Origin of the sequence: Streptomyces sp. NPDC000134 (assembly GCF_042899225.1) — a bacterium.
Taxonomy (GTDB): domain Bacteria; phylum Actinomycetota; class Actinomycetes; order Streptomycetales; family Streptomycetaceae; genus Streptomyces.
In genome coordinates, this window is record NZ_JBIAZN010000008.1 from 170,058 (window position 1) to 187,060 (window position 17,003).

Annotated in this window: 14 protein-coding genes; 4 read left to right on the forward strand and 10 right to left on the reverse strand. The window is 73.5% G+C overall.

The genetic code is table 11. The features are described from left to right. Nucleotides 1-49 precede the first annotated feature (49 nt). Together ACFY32_RS14275 and xylB are read right to left on the reverse strand one after the other, a co-directional pair. On the reverse strand, nucleotides 50-1,258 hold the full coding sequence (locus tag ACFY32_RS14275) for an ROK family transcriptional regulator (RefSeq protein WP_359197358.1): 1,209 nt from the start codon (nucleotides 1,256-1,258) through the stop codon (nucleotides 50-52). 50 nt (nucleotides 1,259-1,308) lie between these two features. Continuing rightward, complete coding sequence (gene xylB / locus ACFY32_RS14280) at nucleotides 1,309-2,757, reverse strand: xylulokinase (protein ID WP_359197355.1); 1,449 nt, start codon at nucleotides 2,755-2,757, stop codon at nucleotides 1,309-1,311. A gap of 186 nt (nucleotides 2,758-2,943) precedes the next feature. Here xylB and xylA point away from each other — a divergent pair, with 186 nt between their 5' ends. Together xylA and ACFY32_RS14290 are read left to right on the forward strand one after the other, a co-directional pair. After that, on the forward strand, nucleotides 2,944-4,110 hold the full coding sequence (gene xylA, locus ACFY32_RS14285; RefSeq protein WP_390674329.1) for a xylose isomerase: 1,167 nt from the start codon (nucleotides 2,944-2,946) through the stop codon (nucleotides 4,108-4,110). Between the two features lie 296 nt (nucleotides 4,111-4,406). Next, nucleotides 4,407-4,850 (forward strand): hypothetical protein, encoded by a 444-nt coding sequence (locus ACFY32_RS14290; protein ID WP_359201437.1) that lies wholly within the window; start codon nucleotides 4,407-4,409, stop codon nucleotides 4,848-4,850. 23 nt (nucleotides 4,851-4,873) lie between these two features. Here the strand turns inward: ACFY32_RS14290 and ACFY32_RS14295 are convergent, their stop codons facing one another. Both ACFY32_RS14295 and ACFY32_RS14300 read right to left on the reverse strand, forming a co-directional pair. Continuing rightward, entirely contained in the window at nucleotides 4,874-6,139 is a 1,266-nt protein-coding gene (locus tag ACFY32_RS14295; RefSeq protein WP_359201435.1) for an SWF or SNF family helicase, read from the reverse strand. Continuing rightward, the gene (locus ACFY32_RS14300) at nucleotides 6,136-9,045 is read right to left on the reverse strand and encodes a DEAD/DEAH box helicase (protein WP_390674330.1); all 2,910 of its coding nucleotides are present in this window, start codon (nucleotides 9,043-9,045) and stop codon (nucleotides 6,136-6,138) included. The genes ACFY32_RS14295 and ACFY32_RS14300 overlap by 4 nt, the downstream gene beginning before the upstream one ends. A gap of 270 nt (nucleotides 9,046-9,315) precedes the next feature. Here ACFY32_RS14300 and ACFY32_RS14305 point away from each other — a divergent pair, with 270 nt between their 5' ends. Then, nucleotides 9,316-9,498 carry a hypothetical protein gene (locus tag ACFY32_RS14305; protein WP_359201431.1) on the forward strand — a complete coding sequence of 61 codons (183 nt, stop codon included), beginning with the start codon at nucleotides 9,316-9,318 and terminating at the stop codon, nucleotides 9,496-9,498. Nucleotides 9,499-9,827: 329 nt separating this feature from the next. On the opposite strand, the gene ACFY32_RS14310 is transcribed toward ACFY32_RS14305, so the two are convergent. From ACFY32_RS14310 to ACFY32_RS14325, 4 genes are all read right to left on the reverse strand, one after another. Continuing rightward, on the reverse strand, nucleotides 9,828-10,697 hold the full coding sequence (locus tag ACFY32_RS14310) for a hypothetical protein (RefSeq protein WP_359201429.1): 870 nt from the start codon (nucleotides 10,695-10,697) through the stop codon (nucleotides 9,828-9,830). A gap of 133 nt (nucleotides 10,698-10,830) precedes the next feature. Then, a complete protein-coding gene (locus tag ACFY32_RS14315) occupies nucleotides 10,831-11,130 on the reverse strand; it encodes a hypothetical protein (protein WP_390674331.1) in 300 nt (99 codons plus the stop codon). Nucleotides 11,131-11,285: 155 nt separating this feature from the next. Continuing rightward, nucleotides 11,286-11,885, reverse strand: coding sequence for a methyltransferase domain-containing protein (locus ACFY32_RS14320; protein WP_359201427.1), 600 nt, complete (start codon nucleotides 11,883-11,885; stop codon nucleotides 11,286-11,288). 204 nt (nucleotides 11,886-12,089) lie between these two features. Then, a complete protein-coding gene (locus ACFY32_RS14325) occupies nucleotides 12,090-12,518 on the reverse strand; it encodes a PPOX class F420-dependent oxidoreductase (protein ID WP_359201425.1) in 429 nt (142 codons plus the stop codon). Nucleotides 12,519-12,611: 93 nt separating this feature from the next. Here ACFY32_RS14325 and ACFY32_RS14330 point away from each other — a divergent pair, with 93 nt between their 5' ends. Next, the gene (locus tag ACFY32_RS14330) at nucleotides 12,612-13,016 is read left to right on the forward strand and encodes a roadblock/LC7 domain-containing protein (protein WP_359201423.1); all 405 of its coding nucleotides are present in this window, start codon (nucleotides 12,612-12,614) and stop codon (nucleotides 13,014-13,016) included. A gap of 505 nt (nucleotides 13,017-13,521) precedes the next feature. Here ACFY32_RS14330 and ACFY32_RS14335 read toward each other — a convergent pair. Then, a complete protein-coding gene (locus tag ACFY32_RS14335; RefSeq protein ID WP_359201419.1) occupies nucleotides 13,522-14,388 on the reverse strand; it encodes an acyl-CoA thioesterase II in 867 nt (288 codons plus the stop codon). Nucleotides 14,389-14,407: 19 nt separating this feature from the next. Further along, nucleotides 14,408-16,921, reverse strand: a complete 2,514-nt coding sequence (locus tag ACFY32_RS14340) for a DUF3516 domain-containing protein (protein WP_359201417.1) — start codon at nucleotides 16,919-16,921, stop codon at nucleotides 14,408-14,410. Nucleotides 16,922-17,003: the final 82 nt, after the last annotated feature.

Consider the following 17,003-nt stretch of genomic DNA (forward strand, 5'->3'; position numbering starts at 1 on the left):
TCCGGTCAGTCCCAGCTCAGCCCCAGCGCAGCCCTTGCTCACTGCCAGCTCAGGCCCGTTCCGCCACCGCCGCGGGATCGTCCAGCACGGCCCGTACCACCGAGTGCGCGGCCCCCAGCAGCGGGCCCTGAGAGCCCAGTTCCGACACGGACACCGGGCAGGCCGGGCCCGCGGTGCGCCGGGCCAGTTCGTCCCGCAGCGACGGCAGCAGCCAGGGCGCCAGCCCGGCCAGGGCCCCGCCCAGCACCACGCCCTCCGGGTCCAGCAGGTTGACCGCGCCGGTCAGGGCGATCCCCAGCGCCGTACCGGCGTCGCGCAGGGCATGCCGTACCCCCTCGTCACCGTCCGCGGCGCGCTCGGCCAGCACGCCGACGCGGTCCGCGCCCGGCTCCAGACCGGCCGCGCGCAGCACCGCCTCCTCACCGGCGTACTGCTCCAGGCACCCGCGCCCGCCGCACGCGCACTCCGGCCCGTCGGGACGCACCGGGACATGCCCCAGCTCGCCCGCGAAGCCGCGCGTACCGCGCAGCAGCTTCCCGTCCACGACCACCGCCGCGCCGATGCCGATCTCGGCCGACACATGCAGGAAGTCACGCGGCGCGCCCCCGCCGAGCCAGAGTTCGGCGAGCGCGCCGAAGTTGGCCTCGTTGCCCACGGTCAGCGGCACGTCCAGGGGCAGCAGGGGAGCGAGGTCCGTGTCGTGCCAGTCGAGGTTCGGCGCCCGCACGACGGTCCGGGCGTCCCGCGCCACCAGGCCCGGCACCGCCACCGCGAGCCCGGCCGGCCACAGCCCCTCGGCCGTGGCCTCGGCGACGACCCGCCGGACCAGACCGGCGAGCCGGCCGAGCACCGGCTCCGGACTGCGGCCGCGGTTGCTGCCGTGGCACACGGCCCGCGACCGTATCCGCCCCCGCAGGTCGACCGCGCACACCGCGAGGTGGTCGACGCCGACCTCCGCGCCTATCCCGGCGGGACCGGCGGCGCTCACGGCGAGCGCCGACCCCGGCCGGCCCACCCGGCCCGGCCGCTCGGGCCCCAGTTCCTCCAGCAGACCCGAGCGGATCAGCTCGTCCACGAGGGTCGACACCGCCGCGCGGGTCAGCCCGATCCGGGAGGCGACGGCCGCGCGGGAGAGCGGCCCCTCGGCGCTGACGGTGTGCATCACCCGGGCGAGGTTGCGCCGGCGCATCCCCTGCTGGGTGTCCGGCAGCGCACGCCCGGGTCCGGCCGGGTGCGCCTTGTGCGGCGGTGCGGTCATGCCTCCTCGGTCCTCGCTCGGGGTGCCCGCCCCTCGCGGGGCCTGGTCCGTCAGTCGGTCGTGGGGGTGCCCCGCTCCAGCAGCGGGGCCGCGTCGGAGAGTACCCCGGAGATCCTCGCGAGGGTCTCCTCGTCCCGTTCCACGGCGTCCAGCACCGGACCGGCGGCCGTGTTCCAGCGCCGGGCGACCGCGGCCGGGTCCTCCCCGGTCAGCAGGCCGGCCGCCTGCGCCGCGGCCCCGAGCGCCACCAGCTCCCGCGCCTCCGGGATCTGCACCGGACGTCCCGACAGCCTCCGTACCGTCTGCTGCCAGGCCGTGCCGCGGGCCCCGCCGCCGATCAGCAGCAGTGGCGCGGCCGGGTCGGCGTCCGCGTCGAGGACCAGGTCCAGCGCGCCCAGCAGCGCGTGCACGGCGCCGTCGTAGGCGGCCTGCAGCAACTGGCCGCCGGTGGTGTCGTGGCGCAGCCCGTGCAGCAGACCCGAGGCGTTCGGCAGCAGCGGGGTGCGCTCGCCGTCCAGGTAGGGCAGGAGCGTGACGGACGTGCCGGGCTCGACGGCCTCCCGGTCCAGGCCCAGCAGGGCCGCGACCCGGTCGACGGCGAGCGTGCAGTTCAGGGTGCAGGCCAGCGGCAGCCAGTCGCCGCGTGCGTCGGCGAAGCCGGCCACGGTGCCGGTCGGGTCGGCGGTCCGGTGCCGGGACACCGCGTACACGGTGCCCGAGGTGCCCAGGCTCATCACCGGCACCCCGGGCTGGATGCCCAGGCCCAGCGCGGCGGCGGCGTTGTCGCCGGTGCCCGGGGCGACCAGGGTGCCCTCGGCGAACGGCAGCCCGCGGCCCTCGCGGACGGTGCCGGCCACCTCGCCGGGCCGGACCACCCGGGGCAGCAGCGCCGGATCGAGCCCCACACGCGCGAGGGTCTCGTCGTCGTACGCCTCCGTGCCGGACGCCCACCAGCCGGTGCCGGACGCGTCGCCGCGGTCGGTGGTCCCCTCGCCCGTCAGCCGCTCGGTGAGGTAGTCGTGGGGGAGCCGTACGGCCTTGGTGGCGCGGACGGACTCCGGCTCGTGCTCGGCCAGCCAGGCCCACTTGGTGACCGTGAACGAGGCGCTCGGCACGCTGCCCGTGCGCTCCGCCCACGCCTTCGGGCCGCCCAGTTCCTCGACCAGGCGCCGGGCCTGCGGCGCCGAACGCACGTCGTTCCACAGCATCGCGGGACGCACCGGCTCGCCCCGGCCGTCCAGCGTGACCAGCCCGTGCTGCTGGCCCCCGATGGACACCGCGGCGGCGTCGCGCGCCGGCTCACCGCACTGCCTCAGGGCTTCGCACAAGGCGTCCCACCACTGGCGCGGGTCGCTCTCGCGGGCGGCGCCCGAGGACACCGTGTGCGGCGCCTGGCCGCTCGCGACGACCCGGCCGGTGGCCGCGTCGACGACCAGTGCCTTGGTGGACTGGGTGGACGTGTCCACGCCGACGACGAGCGGACCCTCGGGTGCTGACATCGGGTTACTCCCTTTTCCGCGGCTCAGCGGGATCTGGCCTGACCTGGGGTTTTACCGGGTTGCCGGGGTCTGGACGACCCCGGCACCACTCCTCGGGGACATCTTGTCCCTTCCCAGGAGTGCGTCCGCATACTAATTTGTAAAGCGCCATGACGAAATAGGCGCAAGCGAGCAAGGAGCCGCGACATGAGTTACCAGCCCACCCCTGAGGACAGGTTCACGTTCGGTCTGTGGACCGTTGGCTGGCAGGGCAGGGACCCGTTCGGGGATGCGACCCGGGCGGAGCTGGAACCGGTGGAGTCGGTGCGGCGTCTGGCGGAGCTGGGCGCGTACGGGGTGACGTTCCATGACGATGACCTGATCCCGTTCGGGGCGTCGGAGTCGGAGCGGGAGGCGCGTGTCAAGCGGTTCCGGCAGGCGTTGGACGCGTCGGGCATGAAGGTGCCGATGGCGACGACGAATCTGTTCACGCATCCGGTGTTCAAGGACGGTGCGTTCACGGCGAACGACCGGGATGTGCGCAGGTTCGCGCTGCGCAAGACGATCCGCAACATCGACCTGGCGGTGGAGCTGGGGGCTGAGGTGTATGTGGCGTGGGGCGGGCGTGAGGGCGCGGAGTCGGGTGCGGCCAAGGACGTGCGGGATGCGCTGGAGCGGATGAAGGAGGCGTTCGATCTGCTGGGTGAGTACGTCACCGGGCAGGGTTATGACCTGAGGTTCGCGATCGAGCCGAAGCCGAACGAGCCGCGCGGGGACATCCTGCTGCCGACGGTGGGGCACGCGCTGGCGTTCATCGAGCGTCTGGAGCGTCCGGAGCTGTACGGGGTGAACCCGGAGGTGGGGCACGAGCAGATGGCGGGGCTGAACTTCCCGCACGGCATCGCGCAGGCGCTGTGGGCGGGCAAGCTGTTCCACATCGACCTCAACGGGCAGTCGGGGATCAAGTACGACCAGGACCTGCGCTTCGGCGCGGGGGATCTGCGTTCGGCGTTCTGGCTGGTGGATCTGCTGGAGTCGGCCGGGTACGCCGGTCCGCGGCACTTCGACTTCAAGCCCCCGCGCACCGAGGACCTGGAAGGGGTGTGGGCGTCGGCGGCGGGCTGCATGCGCAACTACCTCATCCTCAAGGAGCGGGCCGCGGCCTTCCGCGCGGACCCGCAGGTGCGGGCGGCGCTGAGCGCGGCGCGGCTGGACCAGCTCGCCCAGCCCACCGCCGGTGACGGCCTGGAGGCACTGCTCGCCGACACCACCGCCTACGAGACGTTCGACGCCGAAGCCGCCGCCGCCCGCGGCATGGCCTTCGAACACCTCGACCAGCTCGCCATGGACCACCTCCTCGGCGCGCGAGGCTGACGGCACGCGCGGGGTGGCGACCTCGCCCCTCGCGCGTGTTGGCGAGGTCGTCTCCGCGTGCCTCGGGAGATGCTCGCCGCGTGTCCCGGGAGATGCCCGCCGTGTGTCCCGGGTGGCTGACCGGGGGTGTGAGCCCCCGGAGCACGTCTGGGAATGCGCGCCGTGCACCGCGTCGTGCGCGGCGCGCTGGGCCGGGGTGGGCCGGGTGCGGGGCGCCCCGGTGTCCCCTCGCGCATCCGTATCGACTTCCGCGCGGGGGCTCGCGCCCTGGGCGGGCCGGGGCGACCCTGGTCGGTATGGCCATGCCACCCGCACCACCGCCTCGGCCCCCGGGACCGCCGGGTGACGTACCACCGTCAGGGGGCGGTCCCGGGCCGCCGTCGGGCGGGTACGGGCCCCCACCCGACGGCCCCGGACACGGCACGGGACCGGACCCCGGCAGGCGCCGGAACGCGCTGATCCTGCTGCTCGCCGCGCTGGTGGCGGCCGGCGCCCTCACGGTCGTCGTGGTCCTGTCCTCGGGAAGCGACGACCCGCCCGACGACAATCCGCCCGCCGAGAGCAGCGGGAGTCCGTCACCCCCGCCCGGCCTCCCGTCCGAGCTGCCGAGCAGCCTCCCGAGCGGTCTCCCCAGCAACCTGCCGAGCGAACTGCCGTCCCTGCCGTCGGGGTTCCCCAGCAACCTGCCGAGCGGCCTGGAGTCGCTGGTCCCGTCCCTCGCCACCCCAGGAGCGTCCTGAGCGTCCTGACGGCCGGGCGACCGTCAGGGCTCGTCCCCGGGCGTGAGCGTCGCCGAGGCCAGCGCGGTCGCCGGGTCCTGTGCCGCGCCGCCCGCTGGCACCCAACGGCCGTTCTCCCGGCGGTACGGCCACCACCGGCCGTCCCGGCCGAGCCGTAGCTGATGCGGTGAGCCGGTGACCGTCCAGTGGTTGGCACCGGCCCGCAGCGAGGGCCGTTCGTCCGCGTCCCAGGCCGTCTCCAGGGCGGCACGCACGCGTGCGAGCGTCTCCCCCTCCGGCGTCCACTCCTCCTCCAGTACGGCGAGCGCGGCCGGGCCGCCGAGCCGCCACGCGCGTACCGCGAGGGCCAGGTCCTCCCGGTCGCGCCCCGACCCGTCGGCGAGCCGCGCGGTCACGGCCGGTGCCGGGTCGCCCGCGGCCAGCCGTACCGCGTCCTGAGCGACTGACAACTCACCAGCAAGTGCCTGGTGTTCGTGCTCGGTTCGCAGCGCGTCCAGCAGCAGGCGGCGGGCCTCCGCCGCCGTCCGGGACACCAGGAACGCCAGCGCGTCCGGATCGACGCCGGGCGGCGGCGCGGTGTCGGTGTCCAGGGACGGCGGCACCGGCGACTCCTCCCCGAGCACCGGCGGAGCGGGCAGCGGCGGCAGGATGTGCCCCGCCGCGTACGCCTCGGCGGCGTCCACCCCGTCGGGCAGGGCGGCGGCCTCCCCGGCGGACGCGTCGCCGTACGCCTGGAGGGCCTCCAGGACGGCCGGCTGCCCGCGTCCGCGCATCAGCAACAGGACGAACGGGTCCTGGTCCAGCAGCCGTGCCACCTGGTAGCAGAGCGCCGCGGTGTGGCCGCAGTGGTCCCAGGCGTCGCAGTCGCACTCCGGCTCCAGGTCGCCCACCCCGGGCAGCAGGTCGATGCCGGCGCTCTCCGCGTCCTCGACCAAGTGCGGGGGCATCTCCCGGTCGAGCAGGGCGGCGACATGACCGCCCCGCTCGACCGCCATGCTCAGGAAACGGTCCCACTGGGCGTCGTCCAGTCGCGCCAGGAGGACATCGGCGCGGTGCCCCGTGCCGTCCCGGTCCTGGACGATCGCGGTGACGCGGCCGGGCCGCACCGACACCGCGCCGACCGCTCCCGCGCGTGCGAGCCGGCGGCCCGTCCGTACCTGCTCACCGTCCAGGGCCGTGTCCTCCAGCGCCTTCAGCCACGCCCGGCCCCACCAGGTCCGCGCGAACGCCTGCCCCCGCGCGGGCGGCAGCGCGGCGAACGTCCGCTCCACGTCGTCGTACCCGCTCATCGGGCCCCTCCTCGCAGTTCCACCAGCTCGGCCAGTTCGGCGTCCGTCAGCTCCGTCAGCGCCGCCTCACCGGAGCCGAGTACGGCGTCGGCCAGTTGCCGCTTGCGGCTCAGCAGGGCGGCGATCCGGTCCTCGACGGTCCCCTCCGCGATCAGCCGGTGCACCTGCACCGGCCGGGTCTGGCCGATGCGGTGGGCGCGGTCGGTGGCCTGCGCCTCGACGGCCGGGTTCCACCAGCGGTCGTAGTGCACGACGTGTTCCGCGCGGGTGAGGTTGAGGCCGGTGCCCGCCGCCTTCAGCGACAACAGGAAGACGGGCACCTCGCCGTCCTGGAAGCGCCGCACCATGGACTCGCGCTCGGCGACCGGCGTCCCGCCGTGCAGGAACAGCGAGGCCACGCCCCGGTCCGCCAGGTGCTGTTCGAGCAGCCGGGCCATCCGCACGTACTGGGTGAACACCAGGACGCCCGCCTCCTCGGCGAGGACCGTGTCGAGCAGTTCGTCCAGCAGCTCCAGCTTTCCCGAGCGGCCCGCGATCCGGGGGCGGTCCTCCTTGAGGTACTGCGCGGGGTGGTTGCAGATCTGCTTCAGGCCCGTGAGCAGCTTCACGATCATGCCGCGCCGCTCCATGCTGCCGGCGCCGGAGATCTCCTGGAGCGCCTCGCGTACGACCGCCTCGTACAGGCCCGTCTGCTCGGCGGTCAGCGACACGGCGTGGTCGGTCTCGGTCTTCGGCGGCAGCTCGGGCGCGATCCCGGGGTCCGACTTGCGGCGGCGCAGCAGGAACGGCCTCACCAGCCGGGCCAGTCGCTCCGCGGCGGCCGGGTCCTGCCCGCCCTCGACGGCCTGGGCGTAGCGCCTGCGGAACGTGCCCAGCCGCCCCAGCAGTCCCGGGGTGGTCCAGTCCAGGATCGCCCACAGCTCCGAGAGGTTGTTCTCCACCGGGGTGCCGGTGAGCGCCACGCGCGCGCGTGCCCCGATGGTGCGGAGCTGCCGCGCGGTCGCCGAGTAGGGATTCTTCACGTGCTGGGCCTCGTCCGCGACGACCATGCCCCAGGGCACCTCGGCCAGTTGCCGCGCGTCCAGGCGCATGGTGCCGTAGGTGGTGAGCACGAACTCGCCGTCCGCCAGGCCGTCCAGGTCGCGTCGCGCGCCGTGGAAGCGACGCACGCGCGTGCCGGGCGCGAACCGTTCGATCTCCCGCTGCCAGTTGCCCATCAGCGAGGTCGGACAGACCACCAGGGTGGGCCCGGCGGCCGACGGATCGGTCTGCCGGTGCAGGTGCAGGGCGATCAGGGTGATCGTCTTGCCGAGTCCCATGTCGTCGGCCAGACAGCAGCCCAGGCCGGAAGAGGTCATCCGGGCCAGCCAGTTCAGCCCCCGCCGCTGGTAGTCGCGGAGCGTCGCGGCCAGGGCGGGCGGCTGCTCGACCGGCTCCTGGTGCTCGGGATCGGCCAGTCGCTCCCGCAGGGCCGCCAGCCACCCCGTGGGCCGTACCTCGACCCGGTCACCGTCGACCTCCGCGGAGCCCGTCAGGGCCGCGGCGAGCGCGTCGACGGGCGTGAGCTTGTGGTCCTGCCGGGCGCGGGCCCGGCGCGCTTCCTCGGGGTCGACGAGCACCCACTGGTCGCGCAGCCGCACCACCGGCCGGTTCGCCTCGGCGAGCCGGTCCAGTTCCTCGCGCGTGAGGCGCTCGTCGCCGAGGGCGAACCGCCAGGAGAAGGCGAGCAGCGCGTCGGCGGACAAGAAACCGGGCCCGCCGCCGCCGGAGAACGTGCCCGGCCCCGGCTCGTCGCCGGAGAACGTGCCCGGCCCCGGCTCGTCGCCGGACGGCCCGATCTCCGCGCGGGCGGTCAGCCCACGGGCCAGTCCACGCGGCCAGTGCACATCCACTCCGGCACCCGCCAGGGCGCGGGCGCCGGCTCCGAGGAGTTCGGCGATCTCCTCGTCGGCGGGCTCCACGGCATCGGGCACGGCGGCCGACAGCAGCGGCGTCAGCGGGGGCCAGGCGCGTGCCGCCCGGCGCAGCGCCAGCAGGGCGTCCACCCGGGCGCGCGGGCCGAGGGCATCGCCCGCCGCACCGGCCCAGACATCGGCGGCGTCCGCGACGAGCGCCGGGTCGCTCACGCTGTGCACCTGCGGCACGATCCGGAACACCGGGGCGGCGTCCGGGTCCTCGGCTGTCGCTGCGCTCACCTCGACGCGCAGCGAGAGCCGGACGCCCGCGTCGTGACCGGCGGCGACGTCGTCCGCCCACGCGCGGAACCCGCGGCGGTGCAGCGCCTCCCGCGCGGCGTAGGCGGGCCCGCCCGTCACCAGCGGGGCGGCGGGGGAGCGGGGGAGGGCGTCGGCGACCGCGTCCAGGAAGGCACGCACCAGGCGTTCGGGGTCGGGGAGCCGCAAGGGTCCGGCGCCGTCCACCGGCACGGCGTGCGCCTCGGGCGGCATCGCGGCGGCCAGGCAGCGGAGCCGTTCCGTGTCCTCGGCGGGCAGTGGACCGGCACGCCAGGCGTCGTGATCGGCCGCGGACAGGCCGGGCAGCAGCAGTCCGCGCGCCACCACGTGCAGGGCGTGCCCGGCCGCCGCGCCCCAGAACACGGCCGCCCGGTCCCCGCCCGGGGCGGCACGGGCGCGCGTGAGCACCGGCAACGCCGTCCGCACCGGCAGCAGTACGGCGGGAACCTCGACCGTCTCGACGCCGCCGTCGGCGGGCACGACGACCGTCAGGTCCGTCGGGGGAGCCGCGGTGATGGCAGGGGGCGCCGCGCCGTCGGACCGCCAGAAGGCGACCCGGCCGGTACGGGCGGGGTCGCCGGGCAGGAACACTGCGTGACAACGGGCCAGTTCGGAGATCTCCGACAGGGTGGCCGGAGGAGGCGGCTGCTCGGCGATGGCGTTATTCCTCAAATTTGACTAGCTGACGGGGTCGCCGAGTGTACAGCACAGCGGCGGCATGTCAGGTGCGGTCGGCCGGTTCCTGGGCCACCATGCAGGAAGAGACGTCCCGGGCCCCGGGCAGACCGTCGGGAGGACCGCCGGAGAGCCGAGCGGGCGGCTTCTCGGGGGCGAGTAGGGGTCAGGACTCAGGGACGTCTCAGGGTCGCGGCTCGGAACCGCGGCGGACGCGGACCCGTTTTCAGAACAGAGAGCGGCAATGGCCGCGGAGGAGGCGACGTCATGTCGAAGAACGCCAAGATCGCCGCAGGGGGTGTGGCGGTCGGACTCATCTTGCTCATCTGGCTGCCCTGGTGGGCCGCCCTCCTGATAGTCCTGGGGGTCCCGGCCGCCGCGTACCTCACGCTCGACCCCTCGCAGCGGCGCAGGCTGCGCCGGACCACGCGGAAGGAACTGGGCCGCTGAGCCGCCGCACCGGACGCTGGTGCCGGGCCGTGCCCGGGTCGGTCAGGGTGCAGGAGCCGAGCACATCGCCGTTCGCGGGCCTGCCGATCACCCGGTCCGCGGGCTGCGCGGTGTCCCGCTCCAGCCAGTCGACCATGGTGAGGTCGGGGGAGCGGAGCGGAAATCCGCCCCATCGTGCGGGCCCCACCCCGCCCCGACCATGGGTGGGAAACACATGGCACGAGAGCGAGGCATGGGCGGAGGGAACAGTCGGTGGGGGACGCGAGGGAGTGGACCGGGACGCGGGAAGGGAGTCGGGCCCAGGGAAGGGGGCCGGGACGCCGACCGGTTCAGAGGGGGCGTACGGCGATCTTGTCGAGGGCCTCCAGGAGGCCCGGCAGCTCCGGTCCCCGCTGGACCGGGACGACCTGGCCGGGCTCCTCGTCGAGCAGGATGAACGCGATGTCGTCGGTCCTGGCCACCAGCGACCAGCCGGGACCGTCGGCACGCAGGGTGCGGGCCTCGCCCGGCGCGAACGACGACCGGGCCCGGCCGAGCGGCGGCGGACTCTCGGTATAGGCGCGGGCCTGTGCGAGCACCCGGCGCACCACGCTGTCCTCCTGCCCCGTGCGCCCGCCGCCGGCGCTGCCCTCGGCGCCGCCGTCCGCTTCCTCGCCCGGGTCCCCGGCCGCCGTGTCGGACGCGTCGGTGTCCGGAGCCGGGATGTCGGCGACCTGTTCCCGCCACTGCGTCCACTGGAGCGCGATCTCGTCGGCCCCGAGGCGGCGCTGCGCCGGCCCCCAGGAGCTGGTGTCGGGCGGCCGCAGTGCGGGCCGGCCGTCGGTTCCGGGGGCGGGATCGTGCGGTGCCGGTACGCCCGGTGCCGCCACGGCGACCGCGAGGGGCCAGCCGGGCAGCGCGGCGACGACCGTCCGCTCGTCCGGCGACAGGTCGTGCTCCATACCGCAGTCCCAGGACGCGATGGCCACGGCGACCAGCGACACATCGTCGATCACGACGGTCCACCGGGCGCCGTCACCGTCCTGACCCAGCACCAGGCCGTAGCCGTCCGCGAGCGGTGCGAGACCGAGCGCCGCGCACGCCTCCGGATAGTCGTCGCCGAGCACGCTCGGGAACTTCGCCGGCGTCAGCAGCACCGCGGTGAGCACATAGAGCGCGTCATCCTCGGCGGCGACGGCGTCCTCGCCCGTCCCGGCCATTGCAGCCTCCCCATCGGTTCGACCATCGGCGCGCACCCTAATGCCGCCGGAAGCCGCTTGTCACGACTCCCCGACGCGCGCTAGCTGCGGTTATCCGACGGGACGGGGCGAAACGACCACGCGGTCGGGCTCGTCAGGAGGCGGCCGGAAGGCCGAGCAGCGCACGGGCCACGTCCTGCGGCGGCCGGCGGTGCTCCCGCGCGAGCGCCACCACGGCCCGGCACGCCAGTTCGTTCACGCCGAACGACAGTGCCTCCGGCGACACCCAGCCCGCCGCTTCGTCGAGCCGTTCCTGATCGTCTTCCGCATACGCCGTGACGTAGGCGGCGGCCGCCTCGAAGAGGTTGTGCGCGTGACCGTCCCGCCCGCCGTTCTCCGGGACGCCGACCGTCCCGACCAGACTCCTCCACGCCTTGCGCACTGCGCCGAACAAGCCGACCACCTTCCCCCTCCGCGACTGCCCTCGCCGTTGCCACCTTTCGCGCTCCTCGCCTCCTCAACGTAGAGAAACGGCCCCGTCGGCAGAAGAGGGCGTTCGTCAGCCGCCGAGGATTCGGACGGTCTCCCAGGCCAGGACAGCCCCGAGGGTCAGTCCTCGCGGACGGCGAGGGCCAGGAAGCGGGCGTCCTCGTCCACGTACGACGTCAGGCGCCACCCCGAAGCGGCCAGCAGCGGACGCAGATTGGGTTCCGCGCGCAGATCGTCCGGCGTGATCCGGCGCCCCTGCCGGGCCGCCAGCGCCGCCCGGCCCACCGGGTGGAACAGGGCCAGCGAGCCGCCGGGACGCACCACGCGCGCCAGCTCCCGCAGGTTCCCCGCCGGATCGGGCAGATGGGCGATGAGCCCCGCCGCGAACACCGCGTCCAGCGACCCCGTGCGCAACGGCAGCGCCGCGACGTCGGCCAGCAGCAACCGCCCGTCACGATCCCGCCCGGCCTCTGCGGCGGCCCGGAGCATGGCAGGCGTCAGATCGGCCCCGAGTACCACCCCCGAGGCGCCCACGGCCGCCCGCAGCGGCGTCAGCGCCCGCCCGGTGCCGCAACCGGCGTCCAGGACGCGGTCGCCGGGGCGCAGACCCAGCTCGGCGACCGCGGCCGCGTAGACGGGGCCGTCGTCCGGGAACTTCCTGTCCCAGCCGGCGGCGCGGGCGGTGAAGAACTCCTGCACGCGCGTGTGGTCGTCACTCATGCTCCGCATGATCCCGCACCCCGACGGACGACGCAGGACGCGCGTTCGAGCGTGATGCGTTCGTCCCGGCGCAACCTCGGGACACTCCTGGCGGCCTTCGAACTCCCACCGGGATACGCCGATCCGGCCCGCCGAACGCGCCGGGCGGCTGGGCACCGCCCGGCTGCTCGGCCAGGTGAGCCGGCCGGCCGCGAGAAACCGGGCTCAGTCCGCCACGGACTTCTGCGCGAGAACCTTGTCCACGGTGACCCGGACCAGCAGTTCCCCCGGGACTCCGTTACGGGCGCCGAACTCGTCCGCGCGGTCCTCGCCCATGTACCGGGCGCCGATCCGGGCGGCCCAGTGCCGGAGTTCCCCGAGGTCCTCCGAGACACGGGCTCGGCCCTGGATCACGACGTAGTGGAACGGCGGCCGGTCGTCGTCCACACAGAGGGCGATCCGGCCGTCCCGGGTCAGATTGCGTCCCTTGACGGTGTCCTTCCCGGTGTTGAACACGATCTCGTCCCCGTCCAGCAGAAACCAGATCGGCGCCACGTGCGGGCTTCCGTCCGCGCGGACGGTGCAGAGTTTTCCGGTGCGGGTGCCGTTCGAAATGAACGCCCGCCACTCCTCATCGGTCATCTTCTGTGCCATGGCCTCATCCTCCTTGCCCGGAGCCGGACCGTGGGGAAGGCTGGCTGACAGATCCCCCCGGGGAAGGGGGACATCGCACGGGGAGAGCGGACGATGGCGCAGAATCAGAAACTCGGCTGGCTGCTGGACGACCTGACCGAGCGCATCGACCATGTGCGGCACGCGTTGGTGCTGTCCAACGACGGGCTGGTGACCGGGGCGAGTACGGGCCTGCGACGCGAGGACGCCGAGCACCTCGCCGCCGTCTCCTCCGGACTGCACAGCCTGGCCAAGGGATCGGGCCGCCACTTCGGCGCCGGGCAGGTACGGCAGACGATGATCGAGTTCGAGGACGCGGTGCTGTTCGTCACCGCGGCCGGCTCGGGCAGTTGCCTGTGCGTGCTCAGTGCCGCGGACGCCGATCTGGGGCAGATAGCGTACGAGATGACCCTGCTGGTGAACCGGGTCGGCGAACACCTCGACGTCGACGCCCGACAGCCTGAGCGAACGCTGCCATAACGCTCTGACCTGGCATTTTCCCGTCTCCCTCGGTGGTGTCCGCAGAGTTGTCCACAGGCTCGGCGGGACTTCCGCCGAAGCGGCTACGGTTTTTGTCCGGCGGGCGCACACGGCGTCCGCCGAACGGACTCCACGGGGGAGACGACCATGTCCGGCCACGCTGTCACGCCTGAGACCAGGACCACCACCGACCTGGGCCCGCCCGCCCGCGACACCCGGATCACACCGGGCCGCGCGGCCCGGGAACTCGTCCCCGACGACGGGGAGGCGGCCGACGCGTCACCCTCGCCTCCGCACGGACCCGGCACGCGCGGTGGACACGGCGCGCGCTCATCGCCCCGCGCGGCAACCAGTCCGGAGACCCGCCCCGGGCACGGCCCGATCCCGCCGCCTGCTCGGCCGGCTGCGCCGCGGAACCTGACGGCACCACGGCCCCCGGCACCACGGCGCCCCAGCGCTACAGCCAGGCCCGTCGACACCCTCCGCGCCGTTCGTCCCGTCCGCGCTACAGCGCTCTGAACAGCCCTTCCTGGACGACCGACACCAGCAAACGCCCCTCGACGTCGTAGATCCGGCCCCGGGCCAGTCCCCGCCCGCCGGTCGCGATCGGCGACTCCTGGTCGTACAGGAACCACTCGTCCGCGCGGAACGGACGGTGGAACCACATGGCATGGTCCAGCGACGCCATGTCGAACCCCCGAGGCCCCCACAGCGGCTCCACCGGGATACGCACGGCGTCCAGCAGCGTCATGTCACTGGCGTAGGTCAGGGCGCAGGTGTGCACGAGCGGGTCGTCGCCGAGCGGGCCCACCGCGCGCATCCACACGGCGCTGCGCGGCTCGGCGTCCGTGATCTCCTCGGCGGTCCAGCGCAGCCGGTCGGCATAGCGGATGTCGAAGGGCTGCCGACGCGCCATCCGCTCGAACTGCTCCGGCAGCCCGCCCAGGTGCTCCCGCACCTCGTCGGCGACCGTCGGCAGCGACTCCGGGTCCGGAACCTTGCGGGCCGGCGGCAGTTGGTGCTCGAAACTCCCCTGCTCAGGCTTGTGAAAGGAGGCGGTGAGATTGAAGATCGTGCGGCCCTGCTGCACCGCGGTGACCCGGCGCGTGGTGAACGACCGGCCGTCCCGCACCCGCTCGACCTGGTACACGATGGGCACACCCGGCCGGCCCGGACGCAGGAAGTACGCGTGCAGCGAGTGCACCGGGCGGTCGCCCTCCGTGGTGCGGCCCGCGGCGACCAGCGCCTGGCCGGCCACCTGGCCGCCGAAGACCCGCTGCAGGGACTCCTCCGGGCTGCGGCCACGGAAGATGTTGACCTCGATCTGCTCCAGGTCGAGCAGGTCGACCAGCTTTTCGGCCGGGTTCGTCATGGGTGCTGTTCTCCTGTGTTCACAACTGGCCGACGTCGGTGACGCGGATGACCGCCCGGCCCTCGGCGTCGGAGGCCACCAGGTCGACCTCCGCGCTGATGCCCCAGTCGTGGTCGCCGTTGGGGTCGTCGAAGATCTGGCGGACGCGCCACAGGCGGTTCTGCGGCTGCTCCTCGATCACCAGCAGCTTCGGGCCACGCGCGTCCGGACCGGTGCCGAGGTCCTCGTACTCGTCCCAGTACTTGTCCATGGCCTCGCCCCAGGCGTCCGCGTCCCACCCGGAGTCGGCGTCCATCTCGCCGAGTTCGTCGACCTGGTCGAGGGCGGCCAGTTCCACGCGGCGGAACATGGCGTTGCGGACGAGGACCCGGAAGGCACGGGCGTTGGCGGTGACCGGACGCACCTGGTCGGCCTTCTCCTGGGCCTCCTCGGCGGTCATCACCTCCGGGTTGGCCAACTGCTCCCACTCGTCCAGCAGGCTGGAGTCGACCTGGCGCACCATCTCGCCGAGCCACTCGACCAGGTCCTGGAGGTCGTCCGACTTCAGGTCGTCGGGGACGGTGTGGTCCAGGGCCTTGTAGGCGCTGGCGAGGTAGCGCAGCACGATGCCCTCGGTGCGGGCCAGCTCGTAGTACGAGACCAGCTCGGTGAAGGACATCGCCCGCTCGTACATGTCCCGGATCACCGACTTCGGCGACAGCGGATGGTCGCCGACCCAGGGGTGGCTCCTGCGGTACGTGTCGTACGCGTGGAAGAGCAACTCCTCCAGGGGCTTCGGGTAGGTGATCTCCTGGAGCCGCTCCATGCGCTCCTCGTACTCGACGCCGTCCGCCTTCATCGCGGCCACCGCCTCGCCGCGCGCCTTGTTCTGCTGGGCGGCCAGGATCTGCCGCGGGTCGTCCAGCGTGGACTCCACCACGGACACCATGTCCAGCGCGTACGACGGCGACTCCGGGTCAAGCAGTTCGAAGGCGGCCAGGGCGAAGGTGGACAGCGGCTGGTTCAGCGCGAAGTCCTGCTGGAGGTCCACCGTCAGGCGGACGATCCGGCCCTCCGCGTCCGGTGTGCCGAGCTTCTCGACGATGCCGCCGTCCAGCAGCGACCGGTAGATGGCGATGGCCCGCCGGATGTGCCGCAACTGCTGCTTGCGCGGCTCGTGGTTGTCCTCCAGCAGATGCCGCATCGCCTCGAAGGCGTTGCCGGGCCGGGCGATCACCGACAGCAGCATCGTGTGCGTCACCCGGAAACGGGACGTCAGCGGCTCCGGCTGGGACTCGATGAGCTTTTCGAAGGTCTGCTCCGACCAGGCGACGAAGCCCTCGGGCGCCTTCTTGCGGACCACCTTGCGGCGCTTCTTCGGATCGTCGCCGGCCTTGGTGAGGGCCTTCTCGTTCTCGATGACGTGCTCGGGTGCCTGGGCGACGACGAACCCCTCGGTGTCGAAGCCCGCGCGTCCGGCCCGCCCGGCGATCTGGTGGAACTCACGGGCGCGCAGGGTGCGCACCCGGCTGCCGTCGTACTTGGTCAGGGCGGTGAACAGCACGGTGCGGATGGGCACGTTGACGCCCACACCGAGGGTGTCCGTGCCGCAGATGACCTTCAGCAGACCCGCCTGCGCGAGCTTCTCCACCAGACGCCGGTACTTCGGCAACATGCCGGCGTGGTGCACGCCGATGCCGTGCCGCACGTAACGGGAGAGGTTGCGGCCGAATTTGGTGGTGAAACGGAAGTTGCCGATCAGTTCGGCGATCCGGTCCTTCTCCTCACGGCTGCACATGTTGATGCTCATCAGCGCCTGCGCCCGCTCCACGGCCTGCGCCTGCGTGAAGTGCACGATGTAGACCGGCGCCTGCCGGGCCTGGAGCAGATCGGTGAGCGTCTCGGTGAGCGGGGTGTAGCGGTACTCGTACGACAGGGGCACCGGGCGGGTCGCCGAGCGGACCACCGCCGTGGGGCGGCCGGTGCGGCGGGCGAGGTCCTGCTCGAAGAAGGACACGTCACCGAGGGTGGCGGACATCAGCACGAACTGGGCCTGCGGAAGCTCCAGCAGGGGGATCTGCCAGGCCCAGCCGCGGTCCGGTTCCGCGTAGAAGTGGAACTCGTCCATCACGACCTGGCCGACGTCCGCGTCCTTGCCGTCCCGCAGGGCGATCGAGGCCAGCACCTCGGCGGTGCAGCAGATGACCGGGGCGTCGGCGTTGACGGAGGCGTCGCCGGTCAGCATGCCGACGTTCTCGGTGCCGAAGAGCTTGCACAGCTCGAAGAACTTCTCCGACACCAGCGCCTTGATCGGCGCGGTGTAGAAGGTGACCTCGTCCCGGGCCAGGGCGGCGAAGTGCGCACCCGCCGCGATCATGCTCTTGCCGGAGCCGGTGGGCGTGGACACGATCACGTTCGCGCCGGAGACCACCTCGATCAGCGCCTCCTCCTGGTGGGGATAGAGGGTGAGACCGCGTTCCTGGGACCACGCCTCGAAGGCTTCGTAGAGGGCGTCGGGGTCGGCGGTCGGCGGCAACTGATCGATGAGGGTCACGCCCCCATCTTGCCTGGCCCGGACCCCGATGCGGGAATCGGCTGCGGAGACGAAGATCGCGAACGCTACGCTGGGGCGCCGA

Excerpts from the sequence above, each read along its gene's own strand:
- ACFY32_RS14275 (WP_359197358.1), bottom strand. The coding sequence starts at position 1,258 with ATGACCGCACCGCCGCACAAGGCGCACCCGGCCGGACCCGGGCGTGCG.
- xylB (WP_359197355.1), bottom strand. The coding sequence starts at position 2,757 with ATGTCAGCACCCGAGGGTCCGCTCGTCGTCGGCGTGGACACGTCCACC.
- xylA (WP_390674329.1), top strand. The coding sequence starts at position 2,944 with ATGAGTTACCAGCCCACCCCTGAGGACAGGTTCACGTTCGGTCTGTGG.
- ACFY32_RS14290 (WP_359201437.1), top strand. The coding sequence starts at position 4,407 with ATGGCCATGCCACCCGCACCACCGCCTCGGCCCCCGGGACCGCCGGGT.
- ACFY32_RS14295 (WP_359201435.1), bottom strand. The coding sequence starts at position 6,139 with ATGAGCGGGTACGACGACGTGGAGCGGACGTTCGCCGCGCTGCCGCCC.
- ACFY32_RS14305 (WP_359201431.1), top strand. The coding sequence starts at position 9,316 with ATGTCGAAGAACGCCAAGATCGCCGCAGGGGGTGTGGCGGTCGGACTC.
- ACFY32_RS14310 (WP_359201429.1), bottom strand. The coding sequence starts at position 10,697 with ATGGCCGGGACGGGCGAGGACGCCGTCGCCGCCGAGGATGACGCGCTC.
- ACFY32_RS14320 (WP_359201427.1), bottom strand. The coding sequence starts at position 11,885 with ATGAGTGACGACCACACGCGCGTGCAGGAGTTCTTCACCGCCCGCGCC.
- ACFY32_RS14325 (WP_359201425.1), bottom strand. The coding sequence starts at position 12,518 with ATGGCACAGAAGATGACCGATGAGGAGTGGCGGGCGTTCATTTCGAAC.
- ACFY32_RS14330 (WP_359201423.1), top strand. The coding sequence starts at position 12,612 with ATGGCGCAGAATCAGAAACTCGGCTGGCTGCTGGACGACCTGACCGAG.
- ACFY32_RS14335 (WP_359201419.1), bottom strand. The coding sequence starts at position 14,388 with ATGACGAACCCGGCCGAAAAGCTGGTCGACCTGCTCGACCTGGAGCAG.